The sequence below is a fragment of the Streptomyces spiramenti genome (assembly GCF_012034385.1).
Lineage (GTDB): Bacteria > Actinomycetota > Actinomycetes > Streptomycetales > Streptomycetaceae > Streptomyces > Streptomyces spiramenti.
In genome coordinates, this window is record NZ_JAAVJB010000030.1 from 20,467 (window position 1) to 36,740 (window position 16,274).

The 16,274-nt window shown below is 73.4% G+C and carries 11 protein-coding genes and 1 pseudogene; 10 read left to right on the top strand and 2 right to left on the bottom strand.

The window, feature by feature from the left end; all coding sequences use genetic code 11:
* Positions 1-36 precede the first annotated feature (36 nt).
* The 10 genes from HCJ92_RS06480 (at position 37) to HCJ92_RS06525 (ending at position 15,046) form a co-directional block, all read left to right on the top strand.
* On the top strand, positions 37-1,236 hold the full coding sequence (locus tag HCJ92_RS06480; protein ID WP_167932472.1) for an IS701 family transposase: 1,200 nt from the start codon (positions 37-39) through the stop codon (positions 1,234-1,236).
* Positions 1,184-1,624 carry a winged helix-turn-helix transcriptional regulator gene (locus HCJ92_RS06485; protein ID WP_167932473.1) on the top strand — a complete coding sequence of 147 codons (441 nt, stop codon included), beginning with the start codon at positions 1,184-1,186 and terminating at the stop codon, positions 1,622-1,624. Before HCJ92_RS06480 ends, HCJ92_RS06485 begins: the two co-directional genes overlap by 53 nt.
* Positions 1,625-1,776: 152 nt before the next feature.
* Positions 1,777-2,769 (top strand): DUF1702 family protein, encoded by a 993-nt coding sequence (locus HCJ92_RS06490; RefSeq protein ID WP_167932474.1) that lies wholly within the window; start codon positions 1,777-1,779, stop codon positions 2,767-2,769.
* A gap of 72 nt (positions 2,770-2,841) precedes the next feature.
* Positions 2,842-3,828, top strand: coding sequence for a DUF1702 family protein (locus HCJ92_RS06495; protein WP_167932482.1), 987 nt, complete (start codon positions 2,842-2,844; stop codon positions 3,826-3,828).
* On the top strand, positions 3,828-5,744 hold the full coding sequence (locus HCJ92_RS06500; protein WP_245240640.1) for a CRTAC1 family protein: 1,917 nt from the start codon (positions 3,828-3,830) through the stop codon (positions 5,742-5,744). The genes HCJ92_RS06495 and HCJ92_RS06500 overlap by 1 nt, the downstream gene beginning before the upstream one ends.
* A gap of 2 nt (positions 5,745-5,746) precedes the next feature.
* Positions 5,747-6,817: an enediyne biosynthesis protein gene (locus HCJ92_RS06505; protein ID WP_245240641.1), complete on the top strand. Its 1,071-nt coding sequence runs from the start codon at positions 5,747-5,749 to the stop codon at positions 6,815-6,817.
* Positions 6,814-12,711: a type I polyketide synthase gene (locus HCJ92_RS06510; RefSeq protein ID WP_167932475.1), complete on the top strand. Its 5,898-nt coding sequence runs from the start codon at positions 6,814-6,816 to the stop codon at positions 12,709-12,711. Before HCJ92_RS06505 ends, HCJ92_RS06510 begins: the two co-directional genes overlap by 4 nt.
* A gap of 3 nt (positions 12,712-12,714) precedes the next feature.
* Positions 12,715-13,173, top strand: coding sequence for an acyl-CoA thioesterase (locus tag HCJ92_RS06515; RefSeq protein ID WP_167932476.1), 459 nt, complete (start codon positions 12,715-12,717; stop codon positions 13,171-13,173).
* The gene (locus HCJ92_RS06520) at positions 13,170-13,703 is read left to right on the top strand and encodes a flavin reductase (RefSeq protein ID WP_167932477.1); all 534 of its coding nucleotides are present in this window, start codon (positions 13,170-13,172) and stop codon (positions 13,701-13,703) included. Before HCJ92_RS06515 ends, HCJ92_RS06520 begins: the two co-directional genes overlap by 4 nt.
* A 32-nt stretch (positions 13,704-13,735) precedes the next feature.
* The gene (locus HCJ92_RS06525; RefSeq protein WP_245240642.1) at positions 13,736-15,046 is read left to right on the top strand and encodes a cytochrome P450; all 1,311 of its coding nucleotides are present in this window, start codon (positions 13,736-13,738) and stop codon (positions 15,044-15,046) included.
* A gap of 51 nt (positions 15,047-15,097) precedes the next feature.
* Here HCJ92_RS06525 and HCJ92_RS06530 read toward each other — a convergent pair whose 3' ends face one another.
* Together HCJ92_RS06530 and HCJ92_RS06535 are read right to left on the bottom strand one after the other, a co-directional pair.
* A complete protein-coding gene (locus HCJ92_RS06530; RefSeq protein ID WP_338054053.1) occupies positions 15,098-15,865 on the bottom strand; it encodes a helix-turn-helix domain-containing protein in 768 nt (255 codons plus the stop codon).
* Between the two features lie 2 nt (positions 15,866-15,867).
* Positions 15,868-16,274 (bottom strand): annotated as a pseudogene (locus HCJ92_RS06535) (hypothetical protein); the annotation flags it as partial.

Consider the following 16,274-nt stretch of genomic DNA (forward strand, 5'->3'; position numbering starts at 1 on the left):
GCGACCGCGGTCGTTCGGTGGCGGAAGGAACGGAACATGAACACTGGCGGTGTCGCGGCTGCGCACGGTCCCACGCTCTCGTACGCCGCCCCTCTCTTTGCGCACCTGCCTCGCGCCGACCAGCGCCGCTGGGCCCACGCCTACCTGACCGGCCTGGTGACGGCGCCCGGCAAGAAGACCGTGCGCAGCCTCGCGGCGGCGGTGACCGACTCGCCGACCGCCTCGCAGTCGCTCCACCAGTTCATCAACACCAGCCCCTGGGAATGGGCGCCGACCCGCCGCGTCCTCGCGGACTGGGTGGAGCCGCGGATGGACGCGCGCGCCTGGACCGTGGACGTGGCGCTGCTCCGCAAGCGGGGCCCCCACTCCTGCGGCGTGCACCGCCGGTTCGTGAGCTCCACCGGACGGTCCGCCGTGTGCCAGCTGGGGGTCGGCATGTTCCTGACCGGGCCGGAGTGCGCCGTCCCGGTGGACTGGCAGCTGCTGCTCCCCGGTCCCTGGGACCTCGACCGCGACCGCCGCCACCGGGTCCGGGTGCCGGACGAGGTGCACGTGCCGACCATCGAGCACACCGTGATGTCGATGATCGACAACCTCGCCCACCTCGCCGGGCCCCGGTTACCGGTGGTCGCCGACCTCAGCGGCTGCAACGACGCGGAGCGCGTCGTGCGGACCCTCAGCCGGCGGGGCCTGGACTTCATGGTCGCCGTCCCCGACGGCTTCCGCGTCATGCTCGGCAGACGCCCCGGCCGCGGTGCCACCGCCCGTCCCGGCGTCGAGGTCTCCGCGCGTAGCCTCTTCCACCTCGGGGCCGAGGGAGTACCGGCCCAGCAGCCACCCACCGACGGCACCCCGCAGGCGGTGACGGTCAGCCAGGTGGGTGTCCCCGGTCTCGTCGCCGAGCGGGCCGCCGCCCCACACGTCCTGCTCGCGGTGCCCGGCCGGCGTCATCAACGGCTCTGGCTGACCTCCCTGGCGGACCGTTCGATCGAGGTGCACACGACACTCTTGAACACCCCGCGGGTCAGTCGACTGGCGGTGCGTCGGCTGGCCGCGGAGTTCGGCATGGCGGACTTCGAGGGCCGCTCGTACCCGGGTTGGCACCACCACATGACCATGGTGTCCGCCGCGTACGCCTACTGCGTCCTGGGTGCGGCGGCGCCGCGCCCTCTACCCTGGTCGCATGCTGAAGCACACCTACGTGGGGCAGGAGTGCAACCTGGCGCGCTCCCTTGAGGTCGTCGGGGAACGCTGGACGCTCCTGATCGTGCGGTCGGCGCTGCTCGGCACCCGGCGGTTCGAGGGCTTCACCGAGGAGCTCGACATCGCCCGCAACACCCTCAACAAGCGGCTGCGCCGCCTGATGGAGCACGGCGTCCTGGAGCGCGTCCCCTACCAGGAGCGCCCGCCCCGCTTCGACTACGTCCTCACCCCGTCCGGCCGGGACCTGGCCCACGCGGTGATCGCGCTGACCCAGTGGGCCGAGCAGCGGCTGCCGGGGGTCTCCGCGCCGCCGATCGACCCCGCCCACCGCGGCTGCGGCGGCGCCGTGCGGGTCGAGCTCCGCTGTGCGGAGTGCGGCGCCCGGCTGCACGCCGAGGACGTGGCCGTGGGCGACGACTGACGTCACGACTCGAACAGGCCGCCGTTCAGGCCGACCCCGACACCGACCGCGCCGCGGCGGAGCCCCCTCGGCACGTCGGGAGATGCCCGCCGTCCGCTCCCGTCCCACCATGAGGCCGCTGGTGTGGCGAGCGAATCGAGCGGAGGCCGGACATGGCAGGAGTCATCGGAGCGGTCCGTAGGACGGTGACGGCCCCGTCGCTGTCCCGGGTGACGCCGGAGGGCCGCGGCTTCCCCGGCGGGGACACCCCGGTCGCACGGCGACTGGGGGCCATCCCGCAGGCGGTGGTCTGCGGCTTCGAGTGGGGCATCGCGGACGGCTCGCCCGCGGAGACCGCCGCCCGACTCGCGCTGGTCGCGCCGGAGGCCCGGGGGTTCGCCTACGAGGGTGCCACGATGGCCTGCGTGATCAGGGACGCCATGGGCCCCGCCCGCCACCGCACCCGTGCGCTGCTCGACGGAGCGGGCCGTCCCCACATCCTGCTCAACCACATCGGGATCGGCTTCGCCATGGCCCGGCTCCCCCGTGCCGTCTGGCGCCGCGCGGTGCCGCGCTTCACCGAGCCGTGGGCGTACCCGCGGATGAGCTGGCTGGCGGTGGACGGATACGGCTTCGACCGCGCCTACTTCGACAACCGCCGCTGGATCGACTCCCAGCACCGCCCCCGGCGCTACGCCTGGGAGGGCGACGCGGAGTACTTCCCGCGCGCGGTGGACCAGGGCGTCGGCCGAGCCCTGTGGTTCGTGCACGGCGCCCGGCCGCAGGACGTGGCATCCGCCGTTCACCGGTTCGCGTTCGACCGGCGGGCGGACCTGTGGAGCGGCGTCGGCCTCGCCGCCACGTTCGCCGGCGGCGCGAGCGCGTCCGCACTGTCGGCGCTGCGGGACGACGCGGGCAGATGGACGGGTCACCTGCGCCAGGGAGCGGTCTTCGCGGCGAAGGCACGGCACCTCGCCGGCCACGTCCCCGAGCACACCACCGGTGCGACGCGGGTGCTGACCGGTCTGACGGTGGAGGCGGCGGCGGCGTTCGCCGACGACTGCGGCGACGCACTCGGCCCCGCGACAACCGGCGTCCCGGTCTACGAGCAGTGGCGCACCGCGGTCCGACTGCGTTCGGACCGTTTCTCCGCATCCCAGAAGTAGGTGAACCCCGTTCGGGGCCTCTACTTTTCGATGGTGGTCCGCAAAACCGTCCAATGAAAGGCGGTGATCGTCATGCCCTCCTTCGCGGGAGTAATGAGGAGCAGGTTGCTGACTCCGTCCCCGGCGGAGACGAACCTGGAAAAGAGGGGGTTCCATCTGAAGAGCGAGGAAGCGCGTACGAACCTGGAGACCGTCGGGAAGGTGTTCCTCTCCGGATTCTCTCTCGCGGTCGGTTCCGGTTCGGTCGGGGAGTTGGAGAGATCCCTGGAGGAGATTCCGCGCGACTACCGGGGCTTCGCCTACGAGGGGGCCGGGATGGGCGCGACGGTGTACGACGCGCTGCCCGGTCACCGGGGTCGCCTGGCCGGGCTGCTCGCCGGGAACGGTCGGCGCCACGTCTACATGGTGTACGTCGGCATCGGCTGGGCGATGGCGCGGCTGCCCCGGTTCCGGTGGCCCGACGTGCGGCGCACCGACCCCCTGCTGCGTTGGTTGATTCTCGACGGATACGGGTTCCACCAGGCGTACTTCCGCACCGACCGGTACGTGCGGAACCCGGGCGAACCCGTCCGGTTCAGCTGGGCGGGCGGGCCCGACGACGCCTCGGCGCGCGTCGTGGACCAGGGCATCGGCCGGGCGCTGTGGTTCGTCGGCGGCGCCTGCCCGGACCGGGTGGCGGCGCTCGTCGAGGCGTTCCCGGCGCACCGGCGGCCCGATCTCTACGCGGGGACCGGGCTGGCAGCGACCTACGCGGGCTCCGCGGACGAGTCGGAGCTGCGGGCACTGGTCGCCCATGCGGGCGAGCACCGGTACCGCCTCGCACAGGGCGCCGCGTTCGCGGCCGAGGCCCGGCTGCTGGCCGGCACCGAGGTGCCGCACACCGAGCGGGCGACCGCGGTGATCTGCGGGACGACCGCGGCGGAGGCGGCACGGCTCTGCACCGAGCTGAGGCCCGCCGGACCGCCACTCCCCGGAACCACGGTGTACGAGGAGTGGCGTGACGGAATCGCGTCCGCCCTTGCCTCCCGAATTCCCCCCGGAAAGGAAGATTCAGCGTGATGAAGGCGGTCGGATGGGCGCGCAGGAACACGGCAGGTGTCATCGCGGTCGTGCTCATGCTGGGTACCTACTACATTGTTCGTATTCCCGAGCCCTCGGCGGAGGAACGGCGCGAGGTCGCGAGCGGTTTCGGTTTCGAGGCCATGGCGATATCGATGCCGTCCGGGTACGAGAAGAAAGAGGTGCGACCCGTCAACAAGGCCTACCGGGACATCCAGGGGTGGATATCCTCGGTCGGTGCCGGTATCGCGATGAACGACATCGACGGTGACGGGCTCGCGAACGACCTCTGCATCACCGATCCGCGGACCGACCAGGTGGTCGTGACCCCCGCACCCAACCGCGAGGGCGAACCGTACGCGCCGTTCGTGCTGGACCCCGATCCGCTGCCGGTGACCGAGACGATGGCGCCGATGGGGTGCGTGCCCGGTGACTTCAACGACGACGGGGTCACCGACCTGCTCGTCTACTACTGGGGCCGAACACCCATCCTCTACCTCGCCACCGAGCGCCGGCCCGCGGAGGGCGGCGCGCTGACGGCGGAGTCCTTCGAGGCGGTGGAGCTCCTGCCCTCCAAGGGGGGCCCGCGGTACTCGGGCCCACTGTGGCACTCCAACGCCGCCGCCGTCGCCGACTTCGACGGGGACGGGCGGCCCGACATCTTCATCGGCAACTACTTCCCGGAGAGCCCAGTGCTGGACACCACCCGGGACGGCGGCGTCACGATGAACCACTCGCTCTCGCGCGCCCGCAACGGCGGGGGCGGCGAGTTCTTCCTCTGGACCGAGGACGGCTACGTCAAGTCCGAGGCCGCCCTGCCGGAGGAGCTCAGCAACGGTTGGGTGCTCGCCGCCGCAGCCGCGGACCTCGACGGCGACCACCTCCCCGAGCTGTTCCTCGGGCACGACTTCGGCACCTCCTCGCTGCTGCACAACCGTTCCGAGCCCGGCCGGCTGAGGTTCGAGGAGGTCACCTCGCCCAGGGACGGCACCGTGCCGAAGTCGAAGCTGCTGGGCAGCACCTCGTTCAAGGGGATGGGCGTCGACTTCGTCGACCTCGACGGGAACGGCACGTTCGACTTCCTCGTCAGCAACATCACCACCTCCTTCGGCATCCAGGAGTCCAACCACGCCTTCATGAACACCGCCGCCGACCGTGAGGAGGCCCGCGAGCGGTTCCTCGACGGCGACGCGCCCTTCGTCGACCGCAGCACGGCGCTGCGTCTCGCCTGGGCCGGTTGGGGCTGGGACATCAAGGCGGCCGACCTCGACAACGACGGCGTGCCGGAGGTGGCGCAGGCGGTCGGCTTCGTCAGGGGCAAGACCAACCGCTGGCCCCAGCTCCAGGAACTCGCGGCGACCAACGACGCCCTGACCGCCAACCCGATGTGGTGGCCCAACGTCGAGCTCGGCGACGACATCGCCGGCAACCAACCGCTGCGGCTGTTCGCGCGCTCCGACGGGGGCCGGTTCGTCAACATCGCCGACGAGCTGGGCATGGACTCCCCGATCCCGACACGCGGCGTGGCGACCGGCGACACCACCGGTGACGGTCGGCTCGACATGGCGGTCGCCCGCCAGTGGGGCGACCCCGTCTTCTACCGGAACACCACCGAGTCCCCGGGCGAGTTCCTGCTGCTGAAGCTCTGCAACGAGTCCGGCGGCGCGGCAGTCGGCGCCGAGGCGCGGGTCACGCTGCCCGACGGCACCGAGCGACTCGTCCACGTCGACGGCGGCAGCGGCCACTCCGGCAAGCGCAGCACCGAGGTGCACGTCGGCCTCGGCCACGACGTCGGCAACACCGTCCCCGTCCACCTCACCTGGCGCGACCAGGAGGGCGAGGTCCGCGAGGAGAGGCTGCGGCTCAGCCCCGGTAGGCACACGATCGAGCTCGGCTCCGAAGCCAGGGAGAAGTGACCATGTCCGTGACACCCGAGACGGCAGAGGCACGGCACAGCCCCAAGATCGTCACCGCGCTGCGCCGGTTCGCCATCTCCATCACCGTGCTCAACATCCTCGGCTACACCGTGCTCGGCTTCGAACAGCCCTGGACCTGGCCGCTGCTCGCGCTCCTGGTCGCGTACGGCACCGAGATCCTGCTGGAGACGGTGGCGGCCGGCGTCGACGGCCGCGCCCCCCGATTCCTCGGCGGCGGCATGCGCGGCTTCGCCGAGTTCCTCTACCCCGCCCACATCACCGGCCTCGCCGTGAACATGCTCATCTACGTCAACGACATGGTCTGGGGGCTGGTCTTCGGCGTGGTCGTCGCCATCGGCGCCAAGTGGGTCCTGCGGGCCCCGGTGCGCGGACGGCTCCGCCACTTCATGAACCCCTCCAACCTCGGCATCACCGTGATCCTGCTGGTGCTGCCCTGGGCGAGCATCGCGCCGCCGTACCAGTTCACCGAGAACATCGACGGGGGGCTCGACTGGCTGGTGCCGGCCGTCATCATCACCTTGGGGACGATGCTGAACGCCAAGCTCACCGGGCGGATGTGGCTGGTGCTCAGCTGGATCGTGGGCTTCGCCGCGCAGGCGGTGATCCGGGGGGTGCTCTTCGGGACCTCGATCCCCTCCGCGCTGGCGATGATGACCGGGGTCGCCTTCATCCTCTTCAGCAACTACATGATCTCCGACCCCGGCACGACCCCCGGGTCCCGACTCGGCCAGATCGCCTTCGGCGGAGGTACCGCCGCCGTCTACGGCCTGCTCACCGGGTTGGGGGTCGCCTACGGCATCTTCTTCGCCACCGCCCTGGTCTGCCTCGTCCGGGGCGTCTACCTCTGGGTCGCGGACGGGACGGATCGGCTGCGCCGCGCACAGGAACTCGACCGCACCCGCGCGGAACAGCCGTCGACCGGCTCACCCGAGACCGATCCCGGCAGCCCGTTCAGCGGCCCCTGCCAGGCGGGTTGCGTCGGGAGCTGCGCCTGCCACGAGCGAGCGGACGACGACTCCACGGGCCGCGAGAAGGCGGCGGTGGCGACATGACGGGAATCGCGATCGTCGGCATGGCGTGCCGGTACCCGGACGCGACCACGCCGAGGGAGCTGTGGGAGAACGCGCTGGCCGGCCGACGGGCGTTCCGGCGGCTGCCGGACGTGCGGACCCGTGCCGCGGACTACTGGGACCCCGACCCGTCGGCGCCGGACCGGTTCTACGCGCGTACCGCCGCCGTCCTGGAGGGCTACCGGTTCGACCGCGGCGCGCACCGGGTACCCGGCAGCACGTACCGGTCCACCGACCTCACCCACTGGCTCGCCCTGGACACGGCCCGGCGGGCGCTGACCGACGCCGGGTTCACCGCGGCGGGCGACCTGCCGCGCACCCGCACCGGCGTGATCGTCGGCAACACCCTCACCGGCGAGTTCACCCGCGCCAACGTGATGAGACTGCGATGGCCCTACGTCCGACGGGTCATGACACGGGCGCTGCTCGACGAGGGCTGGGACGGGGACCGCGTCGCGGAGTTCCTCGCCGGCGCCGAGATCCGCTACAAGGAGCCGTTCCCCGAGGTGGACGAGGACACGCTGGCCGGCGGTCTCTCCAACACCATCGCCGGTCGGATCTGCAACCACTTCGACCTGGGCGGCGGCGGCTACACGGTGGACGGGGCCTGCTCGTCCTCGCTGCTGTCGGCCATCACCGCCGCCCGCGCGCTGCTGGAGGGCGACATCGACGTCGCCGTCGCGGGCGGGGTCGACCTGTCGATCGACCCCTTCGAGATCATCGGCTTCGCCAAGGCCGGCGCCCTCGCCACCGGCGAGATGCGGATGTACGACAAGCGCAGCAACGGCTTCTGGCCGGGCGAGGGCTGCGGCATGGTGGTGCTGATGCGCGTGGAGGACGCCGTCGCCGCCGGTCACCGGATCCACGCGGTGATCAGGGGCTGGGGCGTCTCCTCCGACGGCTTCGGCGGGATCACCCGGCCCGAGGTGGACGGCTACCGGCTCGCGCTGCGCCGTGCCTACGACCGGGCCGGCGTGGACATCGGCACCGTCTCCCTCTTCGAGGGGCACGGCACGGGCACGGCCGTCGGTGACGCCGCCGAGCTGACGGCGCTGGGCGCCGCGCGCGCCGCCGCCGCGCCGGACGCCCCCGCCGCGGTGATCACCTCGGTGAAGGGCACGATCGGGCACACCAAGGCAGCGGCAGGCGTCGCCGGTCTCATCAAGACCGTCATGGCCGTCGACCAGCGGATGCTGCCCCCCACCGTCGGATGCGTCGACCCCCATGAGCTGTTGACCGGCCCCGGGGCCGCGCTGCGCCCCCTCGCGGTCGCGGAGGAGTGGCCGGACACCGGGGTCCGGCGGGCCGGAGTCAGCGCCATGGGCTTCGGCGGGATCAACACGCACCTCGTGCTGGAGAACGCCCCGGGGACCCGCCGGAGGCCGACCGGACGACGGTCGGTCTCCCTTGCCCGGTCGGCGCAGGACGCCGAGCTGCTGCTCTTCGACGCCGACTCCCCGGAGGCCCTGTCACGACTCCTGCTGGAGACCGCCGAGTTCGCCGGCACGCTGTCCTACGCACAGCTCGCCGACCTGGCGGCGGCACTGCTGGGGCGGTGCGGCGGGAACCGCTACCGGGCGGGCGTGGTGGTCGGTTCGCCCCAGGAGGCCGAGGGCAGCCTGCGGGAGCTGGCACGGGCGCTGGACGCCGGCACCACCAGCCGTCTCGACCCGGGTGGACACGGCGCGCTCGGTGTGGTCGGGGGCAGGGCCCGCGTCGGCCTGCTCTTCCCCGGTCAGGGAGCGACGGGCACTGCCGAAGGCGCGCTCCGCCGCAGGTTCACCGAGGCCGACGAGACGTACCGCGCCGTCGAGCGCCACACTCGCGACGGCCTCGCTGCCACCACCGACCCGCGTTCCACCGCAGCGGCACAGCCCCGGATCGTCGCCGGCTCCCTCGCGGCCCTCCGCGTCCTGGAGGCGCTGCGGGTGGAGGGGGTCTGCGCCGTCGGACACAGCCTCGGCGAGCTGACGGCGCTCCACTGGGCGGGGGCGTACTCCGAGGACGACGTGCTGCGCGCAGCGACCGTTCGCGGACGCGCGATGGAGGAGAAGGGCGAGCCGGGCGCCATGGCGTCCCTCGCCGTGGGCCACCGTGCCGCCGAGAACCTGATCGAGGGCGTGGACGTGGTCGTGGCCGCCCGCAACGGGGCGGAGCAGACCGTCGTCTCGGGCTCCCCCGAAGGGGTCGAGGAGACCGTGGCGAGGGCCGGCGCCCAGGGGGTGGGCACTTTCCGGCTCGCCGTCGACCGGGCATTCCACTCGCCGCTGGTGGCCGCCGCCGCCGAGCACTTCGGACAGTGGCTCGCGAGCCGCCCCGTCCGACCCACCGAGGCCCGGGTCGTGTCCACGGTCACCGGACGGGTGCTCGACCCCGATGCCGACCTGACGTCGCTGCTCCGGCGCCAGATCACCGCCCCCGTCCGGTTCGCGGAAGCCGTCACCACCGCCGCCGAGGAGGTCGACCTCTTCGTGGAGGTGGGCCCCGGGCGCGTGTTGAGCGGCCTGGCGACCGCGGTCACCGGTCTGCCGGCGGTTCCCGTGGACAGCGAGTCCGAGTCGCTGCGCGGGCTGCTGGGCGTGGTGGCCGCCGCTTATGTGGTCGGGGTGCCCGTGGAACCGGCGCGGCTGTTCGACGACCGACTGATCCGCCCGCTGGAGATCGGCCAGGAGTTCGACTTCCTGGCGAACCCGTGTGAAGCGGCGCCGCTCGACACCCCGACCCGGCAGCCGCGACGGCTGCCCACGACCTCCGCCGATGCCCTGCCAGCACCCGGGGCGACCCGGTCGGCCTCGACCGGCCCTCTGCCCGACCAGCGGAGCGGGGACAGCCCGCCCACCCCGGAACCGGCGGCCACCGCACCACCGCCGACCGGCACCGGAGCGCTCGCGGTGCTCCGCCAGGTCGTCGCCGAACGTGTCGAACTCCCCGTCGACCTGGTGCGGAACGACAGCCGGCTCCTCGACGACCTCCACCTCAGCTCCATCGCGGTCGGCCAACTCGTCAACCTGGCCGCCGCCCGCGTCGGCGTCGCCGTGAGCCAGACACCGTCGAACTTCGCCACGGCGACCCTCGCCGAGGTGGCGGACGTGCTCGACGGCCTCCGCGACACCGCCGCCACCCGGCACCCCGACCCGCCGATCGCCGGCGCCGCCGGCTGGGTGCGGCCCTTCGCCGTGCGGCTGGTCCCCGAGCCGCCCCCCACCCCCGCGCCCCGCGGGGACGACGGCGACTGGGAGCTCTTCGCCACCCCCGGCGACACCCGCGCGCACACGATCCGCGACCGCCTCCGACGCGGAGGAGTGGGGTCGGGAGTGCTCGCCTGCCTGCCACCGGGGTGCGCCACCGAGGAGGTGGCCCTGGTGCTGCGCGCGGCCCAACGGGCGCTCGCCGACCCGCCGGACCGGTTCGTCCTGGTGCAGCACGGAGTCGGTGCCGCCGGCCTCGCCAAGACCCTGCACCAGGAAGCAGGGAACCTCCGGACCACGGTGGTCCACCTGCCCCCGGACGGCGACGACGCGGCGGACCGCGTCCTCGCGGAGGTGGCCGCCACCGAGGGGTTCAGCGAGGTGGTCGTCGAGGGCGACGGCACGCGGCGCGTGCCCACCCTGAGCGCGCTGCCGCACACCCCGGAGCGGACCGAGCCGGTCCTCACCGCCGCCGACGTGCTGCTCGTCACCGGCGGTGGCAAGGGCATCTCCGCCGAGTCGGCCCTCGTCCTCGCCCGCGCCACCGGGGCCTCGCTGGCGCTCCTCGGCCGGTCCGACCCCGCCCACGACGCCGAGCTGGCCGCCAACCTGGCCCGCATCGCCGCGGCCGGGGTGACCGTCCGGTACGCCCGCGCCGACGTGGTCCGGGCGGACGAGGTGGCAGCGGCCGTGGCCGGGTTCCGCGACGAACTCGGCCCCGTGACCGCCCTGCTGCACGGCGCCGGCCGCAACGAGCCCACCCCGCTCGCCGCACTCGACGCCGACGCCCTGGCGCGGACCGTCGCACCCAAGGTGGAGGGCCTGCGGAACCTGCTCGCCGCGCTGGAACCCGAGCGGCTGCGACTGCTGGTGACCTTCGGAAGCGTCATCGGCCGCGCGGGGCTCCCCGGCGAGGCGCACTACGCCGTCGCCAACGAGTGGCTGGCCGACCTCACCGAGGAAGCCGCGCGCACCCGCCCGGGGCTCCGCGCCCGCTGTCTGGAGTGGTCCGTCTGGGCCGGTGTCGGCATGGGGGAGCGGCTGGCCGTCGTGGAATCGCTCACCCGGGAGGGGATCACCGCCATCACCCCGGCGGAAGGGCTCGACGTGCTGGTGCGGCTGGTGGACGACCCGGACGCACCGGTCGTCACCGTGGTCTCCGGTCGGACCGGTCGCATCGACACCGTGCGGCGGGAAGCCCCTCCGCTGCCGATGCTCCGCTTCGTCGGCGACCCCCTGCTGCGCTACCACGGCGTCGAGTTGGTGACCGAGGTCGAACTGAACGCGGGAACCGACCCGTACCTCGCCGACCACCTCCTCGACGGCGACCTGCTGCTCCCCGCCGTCCTCGGGATGGAGGCCATGTGCCAGGTGGCGTCGGCGGCGACCGGGGACGACCGGGTGCCCACGCTGGAACAGCTGCGGTTCGACCGCCCCGTCGTGGTGCCCCCGGAGGGCAGCACCCGCATCAGGATCGCCGCGACCGTCACCGGCGCGGACACGGTCGAGGTCGCGATCCGGGCGGAGGACACCGCCTTCGCCGTCGACCACTTCCGGGCGCGCCTGGTCCACGGCGCCGGCCCCGCCTGCGACGGGCCGCCGCTGCGGTCCGCGGCGGGCGCCCCACCGGTGAGCCTGGAACCCGGCGCCGACCTCTACGGCCCCGTGCTCTTCCAGGGCGGCCGGTTCCGTCGGCTGGCCCGGTTCCACCGTGCCGCCGCCCGCCACGTGGACGCGGAGCTGCTGCCGGCCGCCCCGGGCAGTTGGTTCGCCGCGTACCTGCCCGACCGGATGCTGCTGGCCGACCCGGGAGGACGGGACGCCCTCATGCACGGCAACCAGGTCTGCGTCCCCGACGCCACGCTCCTGCCGCTCGCCGTCGACCGCGTCGTGCCGCTCGCGGCCGGTGTACCACCGCGTTCGGCGCTCCGGTTCTCCGCGGTCGAACGCGGCAGCGACGGGGACACCTACGTCTACGACATCGCGGTGCGCGACAGCGAAGGCGCCGTGGTGGAACGCTGGGAGGGACTGACCCTGCGCGCGGTGCGACGCACCGATGCGACGGGTCCGTGGGCGCCGGCGCTGCTCGGCCCCTACCTGGAGCGGGCCCTGGCCCGGTACACGGCGGACCCGGTGGCCGTGACGGTGGAACCCCATGCCGGCCGCCCGGTGGGCAGTGTCGCCGAACGCCGACTGCTCACGGCGCTCGCCGCCTCCCGGTCGCTGGACCGGCCGGCGGACATCCACTACCGGCCCGACGGCCGCCCCGAACTCGGCGACGGCCTCTCGGTCAGCTCCTCGCACGGCGCCGACGTGACCGTCACGGCCGTCTCACCCGCCCCCGTCACCTGCGACATCGAACGTGTCGCGCCCCGGACCGCCACGGAGGTGGACCGGCTCCTGGGGGAGTGCGCCCCTCTGGCGCGGCGGGTCGCCGCGGAGCGGGGGGAGACGCCCGACACCGCGGCCACCCGGGTCTGGGGCGTCCTGGAGTGCCTCAGGAAACAGGGCGTCGCCCCCGGCGCGCCCGTGACCGCGCTGCCCCCGGACCCCGCGGCCGGCTGGCAGCTCTTCGCCTCCGGCGCGCTCCGGGTGGCGACCTTCACCACCCGGCTTCGGGCGGTCCCCGAACCCGTCGTCATCGCTCTTCTCCTCAACGGCGCGTCCCCGGACGAAAGGCGGCCATAGACCATGTCAGCGGAGTACTTCGAGTACCGGCACACCGTCGGCTTCGAGGAGACCAACCTCGTGGGCAACGTGTACTACGTCAACTACCTCCGGTGGCAGGGCCGGTGCCGCGAGCTCTTCCTCAAGGAGCGCGCTCCGGCGGTCCTCGCCGACCTCCGGGACGACCTCAAGTTGTTCACCCTCCGGGTGGACTGCGAGTTCTACGCGGAGATCACCGCCTTCGACGAGCTGTCCGTCCGGATGCGGCTGCTCGAACAGGCTCGCACACAGATCGAGTTCTCCTTCGACTACGTGCGACTGGACCAGGCCGGGGCGGAGACGCTGGTGGCGCGCGGACGGCAGCGGATCGCCTGCATGCGCGGCCCCAACACGGCGACGGTGCCGGCGGTGCTCCCCGAGGCGCTCTCCCGCGCGTTGGAGCCGTACCGGGCCGCTGACACCGACCGCCGGAGCGCGGCGTGACCGGCCCCGCCCGGGTGGCGTGCGCGGACGACCGCGAGACGCTGCGCGCCGCTTTCGGGGCCTTCGCCACGGGGGTGACGGTGGTGACCGTCGGCGGCCCGCAGCCGCGCGGCATGACGGCCAACTCCTTCACCTCGGTCTCGCTCGACCCGCCGCTGGTCCTGGTGTGCGTGGGCCGTGAGGCGGTGATGAACGGCCTGATCGACCGCTCCCCGTCCTTCGCCGTCTCGGTGCTCGCCGCCGATCAGCGTGACGTCGCCGTGCACTTCGCGGACCGCGCCCGTCCCGACGGCGCCGAGCAGTTCGCCGGCGTGCCGCTGGTGCGCAGCCGGTACGTCGACGCGCCGCTCATCGCGGGTGCGGTGGCGCACTTCGCCTGCGAGAGCTGGCGCCACTACGACGGCGGGGACCACGTCGTCCACCTCGGCCGGGTCCTGGAGATGTCCGTCGACCCCGACCGGGACAGCCTCGGCTACCACCGGGGCCTGTTCACCACGGTCGCGGCGCGCCCCACCGGGGCCGCCGCGTGAACGCCCGCCCGCCGGGGCCCCGGCCGGCGGAGATGCCGAGGCTGCTGCGGATGCTGGTGACCGACCGCCTCGGGATGGTCCGGGAGGCCGCCCGGATCGGTGACGCCGTCCGCATCGCCGCCGGACCCCGCACCATGTACGTGTTCAACCGCCCCGAGTACGCCAAGCACGTCCTGGCGGACAACGGCGCCAACTACCACAAGGGCATCGGGCAGGTGGAGTCGCGCGGCGCGCTGGGGGACGGCCTGCTGACCAGCGACGGCGAGGTCTGGCGCGAGCAACGTGAACTGCTGCGGCCCGCGTTCAGGCCGGGACGTGTCAACGCCCGCTCCGCGGTCGTCGCCGAGGAGACGGGCCGGCTGGTCCGGGAGCTGGCGGCGCGCGAGGGAACGGGGCCGGTGGACCTGCTCCAGCAGGTCACCGGCCTGACCCTGGGCGTGCTGGGCGGCGCGCTGCTGGAGACGGAGGTCCGGGACGACGGCCGCCTCGCCCACGACTTCGAAGCGGTCCAGGACCAGGCGCTGTTCGACATGGTCACGCAGGGGGTGGTCCCCGGCTGGGTGCCACTGGGGTCCCGCCGCAGGTTCCGCGCGGCGCGACGGGACCTGAGCCGGATCGTCGGCGAGCTGGTCGCGGACCGGTCGGCGCGCATGGACGCCGCCGGCGGCGAGGACGACGCGCTGGCGCTGATGATCCGGGCGGCCCGTCGCCGACCGGACGCCGACGGGGCCCGCCGCATGCTCCGCGACGGCCTGGTGACGATGCTGCTGGCGGGCCACGAGACCACGGCCAGCACCCTGGGCTGGACGCTCTGGCTGCTGACCCGCCATCCCGCGACCCGGGACCGGGTCCGGGAGGAGGCCCGGGCCGTACTCGGCGAGAGGTTGCCCGAAGCGGCGGACCTCGGGGCGCTCACCTACACGACCCAGGTGGTCCAGGAGGCGCTGCGGCTCTACCCGCCGGTCTGGATGCTGCCGCGCGTGGCGGTGGCCGACGACGAGATCGGCGGGTACGCGGTGACGGCGGGAGCCGACGTGCTGGTCTCCCCGTACACGATGCACCGGCACCGCGAGTTCTGGGACCGGCCCGAGGAGTTCGACCCGGAACGCTTCGCAGCCGACCAGGTGGCCCGACGTCCGCGCTACGCCTACATCCCCTTCGGTGCCGGCGCGCGGTTCTGCGTCGGCAGCACCCTGGGCATGATGGAGGCGGTGTTCGTCACGGCCGTCGTCACGCGCGACCTGGACCTCGCGCTGCTGCCGGGCCACCGGGTCGTGCCCGAGCCGATGCTGTCGCTCCGGATGCGCGGCGAGCTCCCCGTCACGGTTCGGCGGGCGGCTTGAGACGGACAGGCCCGGTCGGCGGGGGCGACGCCCCCCCCGACCGGGCTGTCGTCACACCAGGGCGCCGCCGCGCAGGTCCTGCAACGCCATCAGGATCGGCGGGTCGACGACCGCCAGCGGGCGCATCGGGATCGCCACCCGGGCGAGGACGACACCCGGCTGGATGTACAGCGGTCCGTACCGGCCGACCGAGACGACCGACTCGCCGTCGGTTCCCGACGGCGTGTTCTCCCGGCCGTACGGCACGGAGTGGACCAGGACGTACCAGCGGCCCGTGGGGAGGTCGTCGAGCTCGAACGCGCCCGGAGCGTCGAGCACCGTGCACCGGGCGGGTCGCCCCTGGGGCACCGGAGTCGGGAACAGCCCGAGGAAGCAGTAGCCGGGCAGGCGGTCGGGACCGATACTGACGGAACCGCGCAGCGTCGGCCCCGGCCGTGTGCCGGCTGCCTCCAGCCGGTCCGCATCGGCGGCGATGCCGGTGGAGAGGCCGCGGAGCTTCCGGAACATGCTCGGGGAGAGCCCGACGCAGGACTTGAACCGGGAACTGAACGTCCCCACGCTGCTGTACCCGACCTGGCTGCTGATGTCGGCGATGCTGAACTCGGTGTCCAGCAGCAGCCTCTTCGCCTCCTGCAGTCGGACGGCGGAGAGGTACCTGCCGGGGGAGGTGCCGGTGACGTCCCGGAACACCCTGGTGAAGTGGAACTTGCTGAACATGGCGGTGCGTGCCATGTCGTCTATGGTGAGTTCCTGGCCCAGGTTGGCGTGCATGTCGTCGATGACGCGGTGCACGGCTCTGGTGATGGCGGCGGAGGTCACCTTCAGCTCCCGAGATGTGGGGGTCGGTTTCGAGGGTCGGTGCGGTCCGCGGTGTCCGTACCCGCGGAGTGTCCTTGGAACTTGCGCCGTGTCAGCTCCTCGCCGAAGCGCTTCCAGACGCGTGAGGACTGCAGCGCCACTTCGGCGACGGTCCCGGCGCGGTGCGGTGGCACGGCCTCGATGTGGCGCTGCCAGGTGTCGTCGAGCACCACGTGGCTGTGGAGCCACTGCAGCAGCCGACGCCCCGCCTCGCTCTGGCGGACCGAGGGGTCCGCGGCGAGGCGGCGCAACGCCTCGGTGGAGGCGCGCTGCTGGCGTCCACCGACGGGCGGCGGGAGGGTGTCCGCCGGCGGCGTCGGCGGCGGTGGGCCCGCAGCGCCGGGCGGTCCGCCGGAGTCCGCCTCCGCTC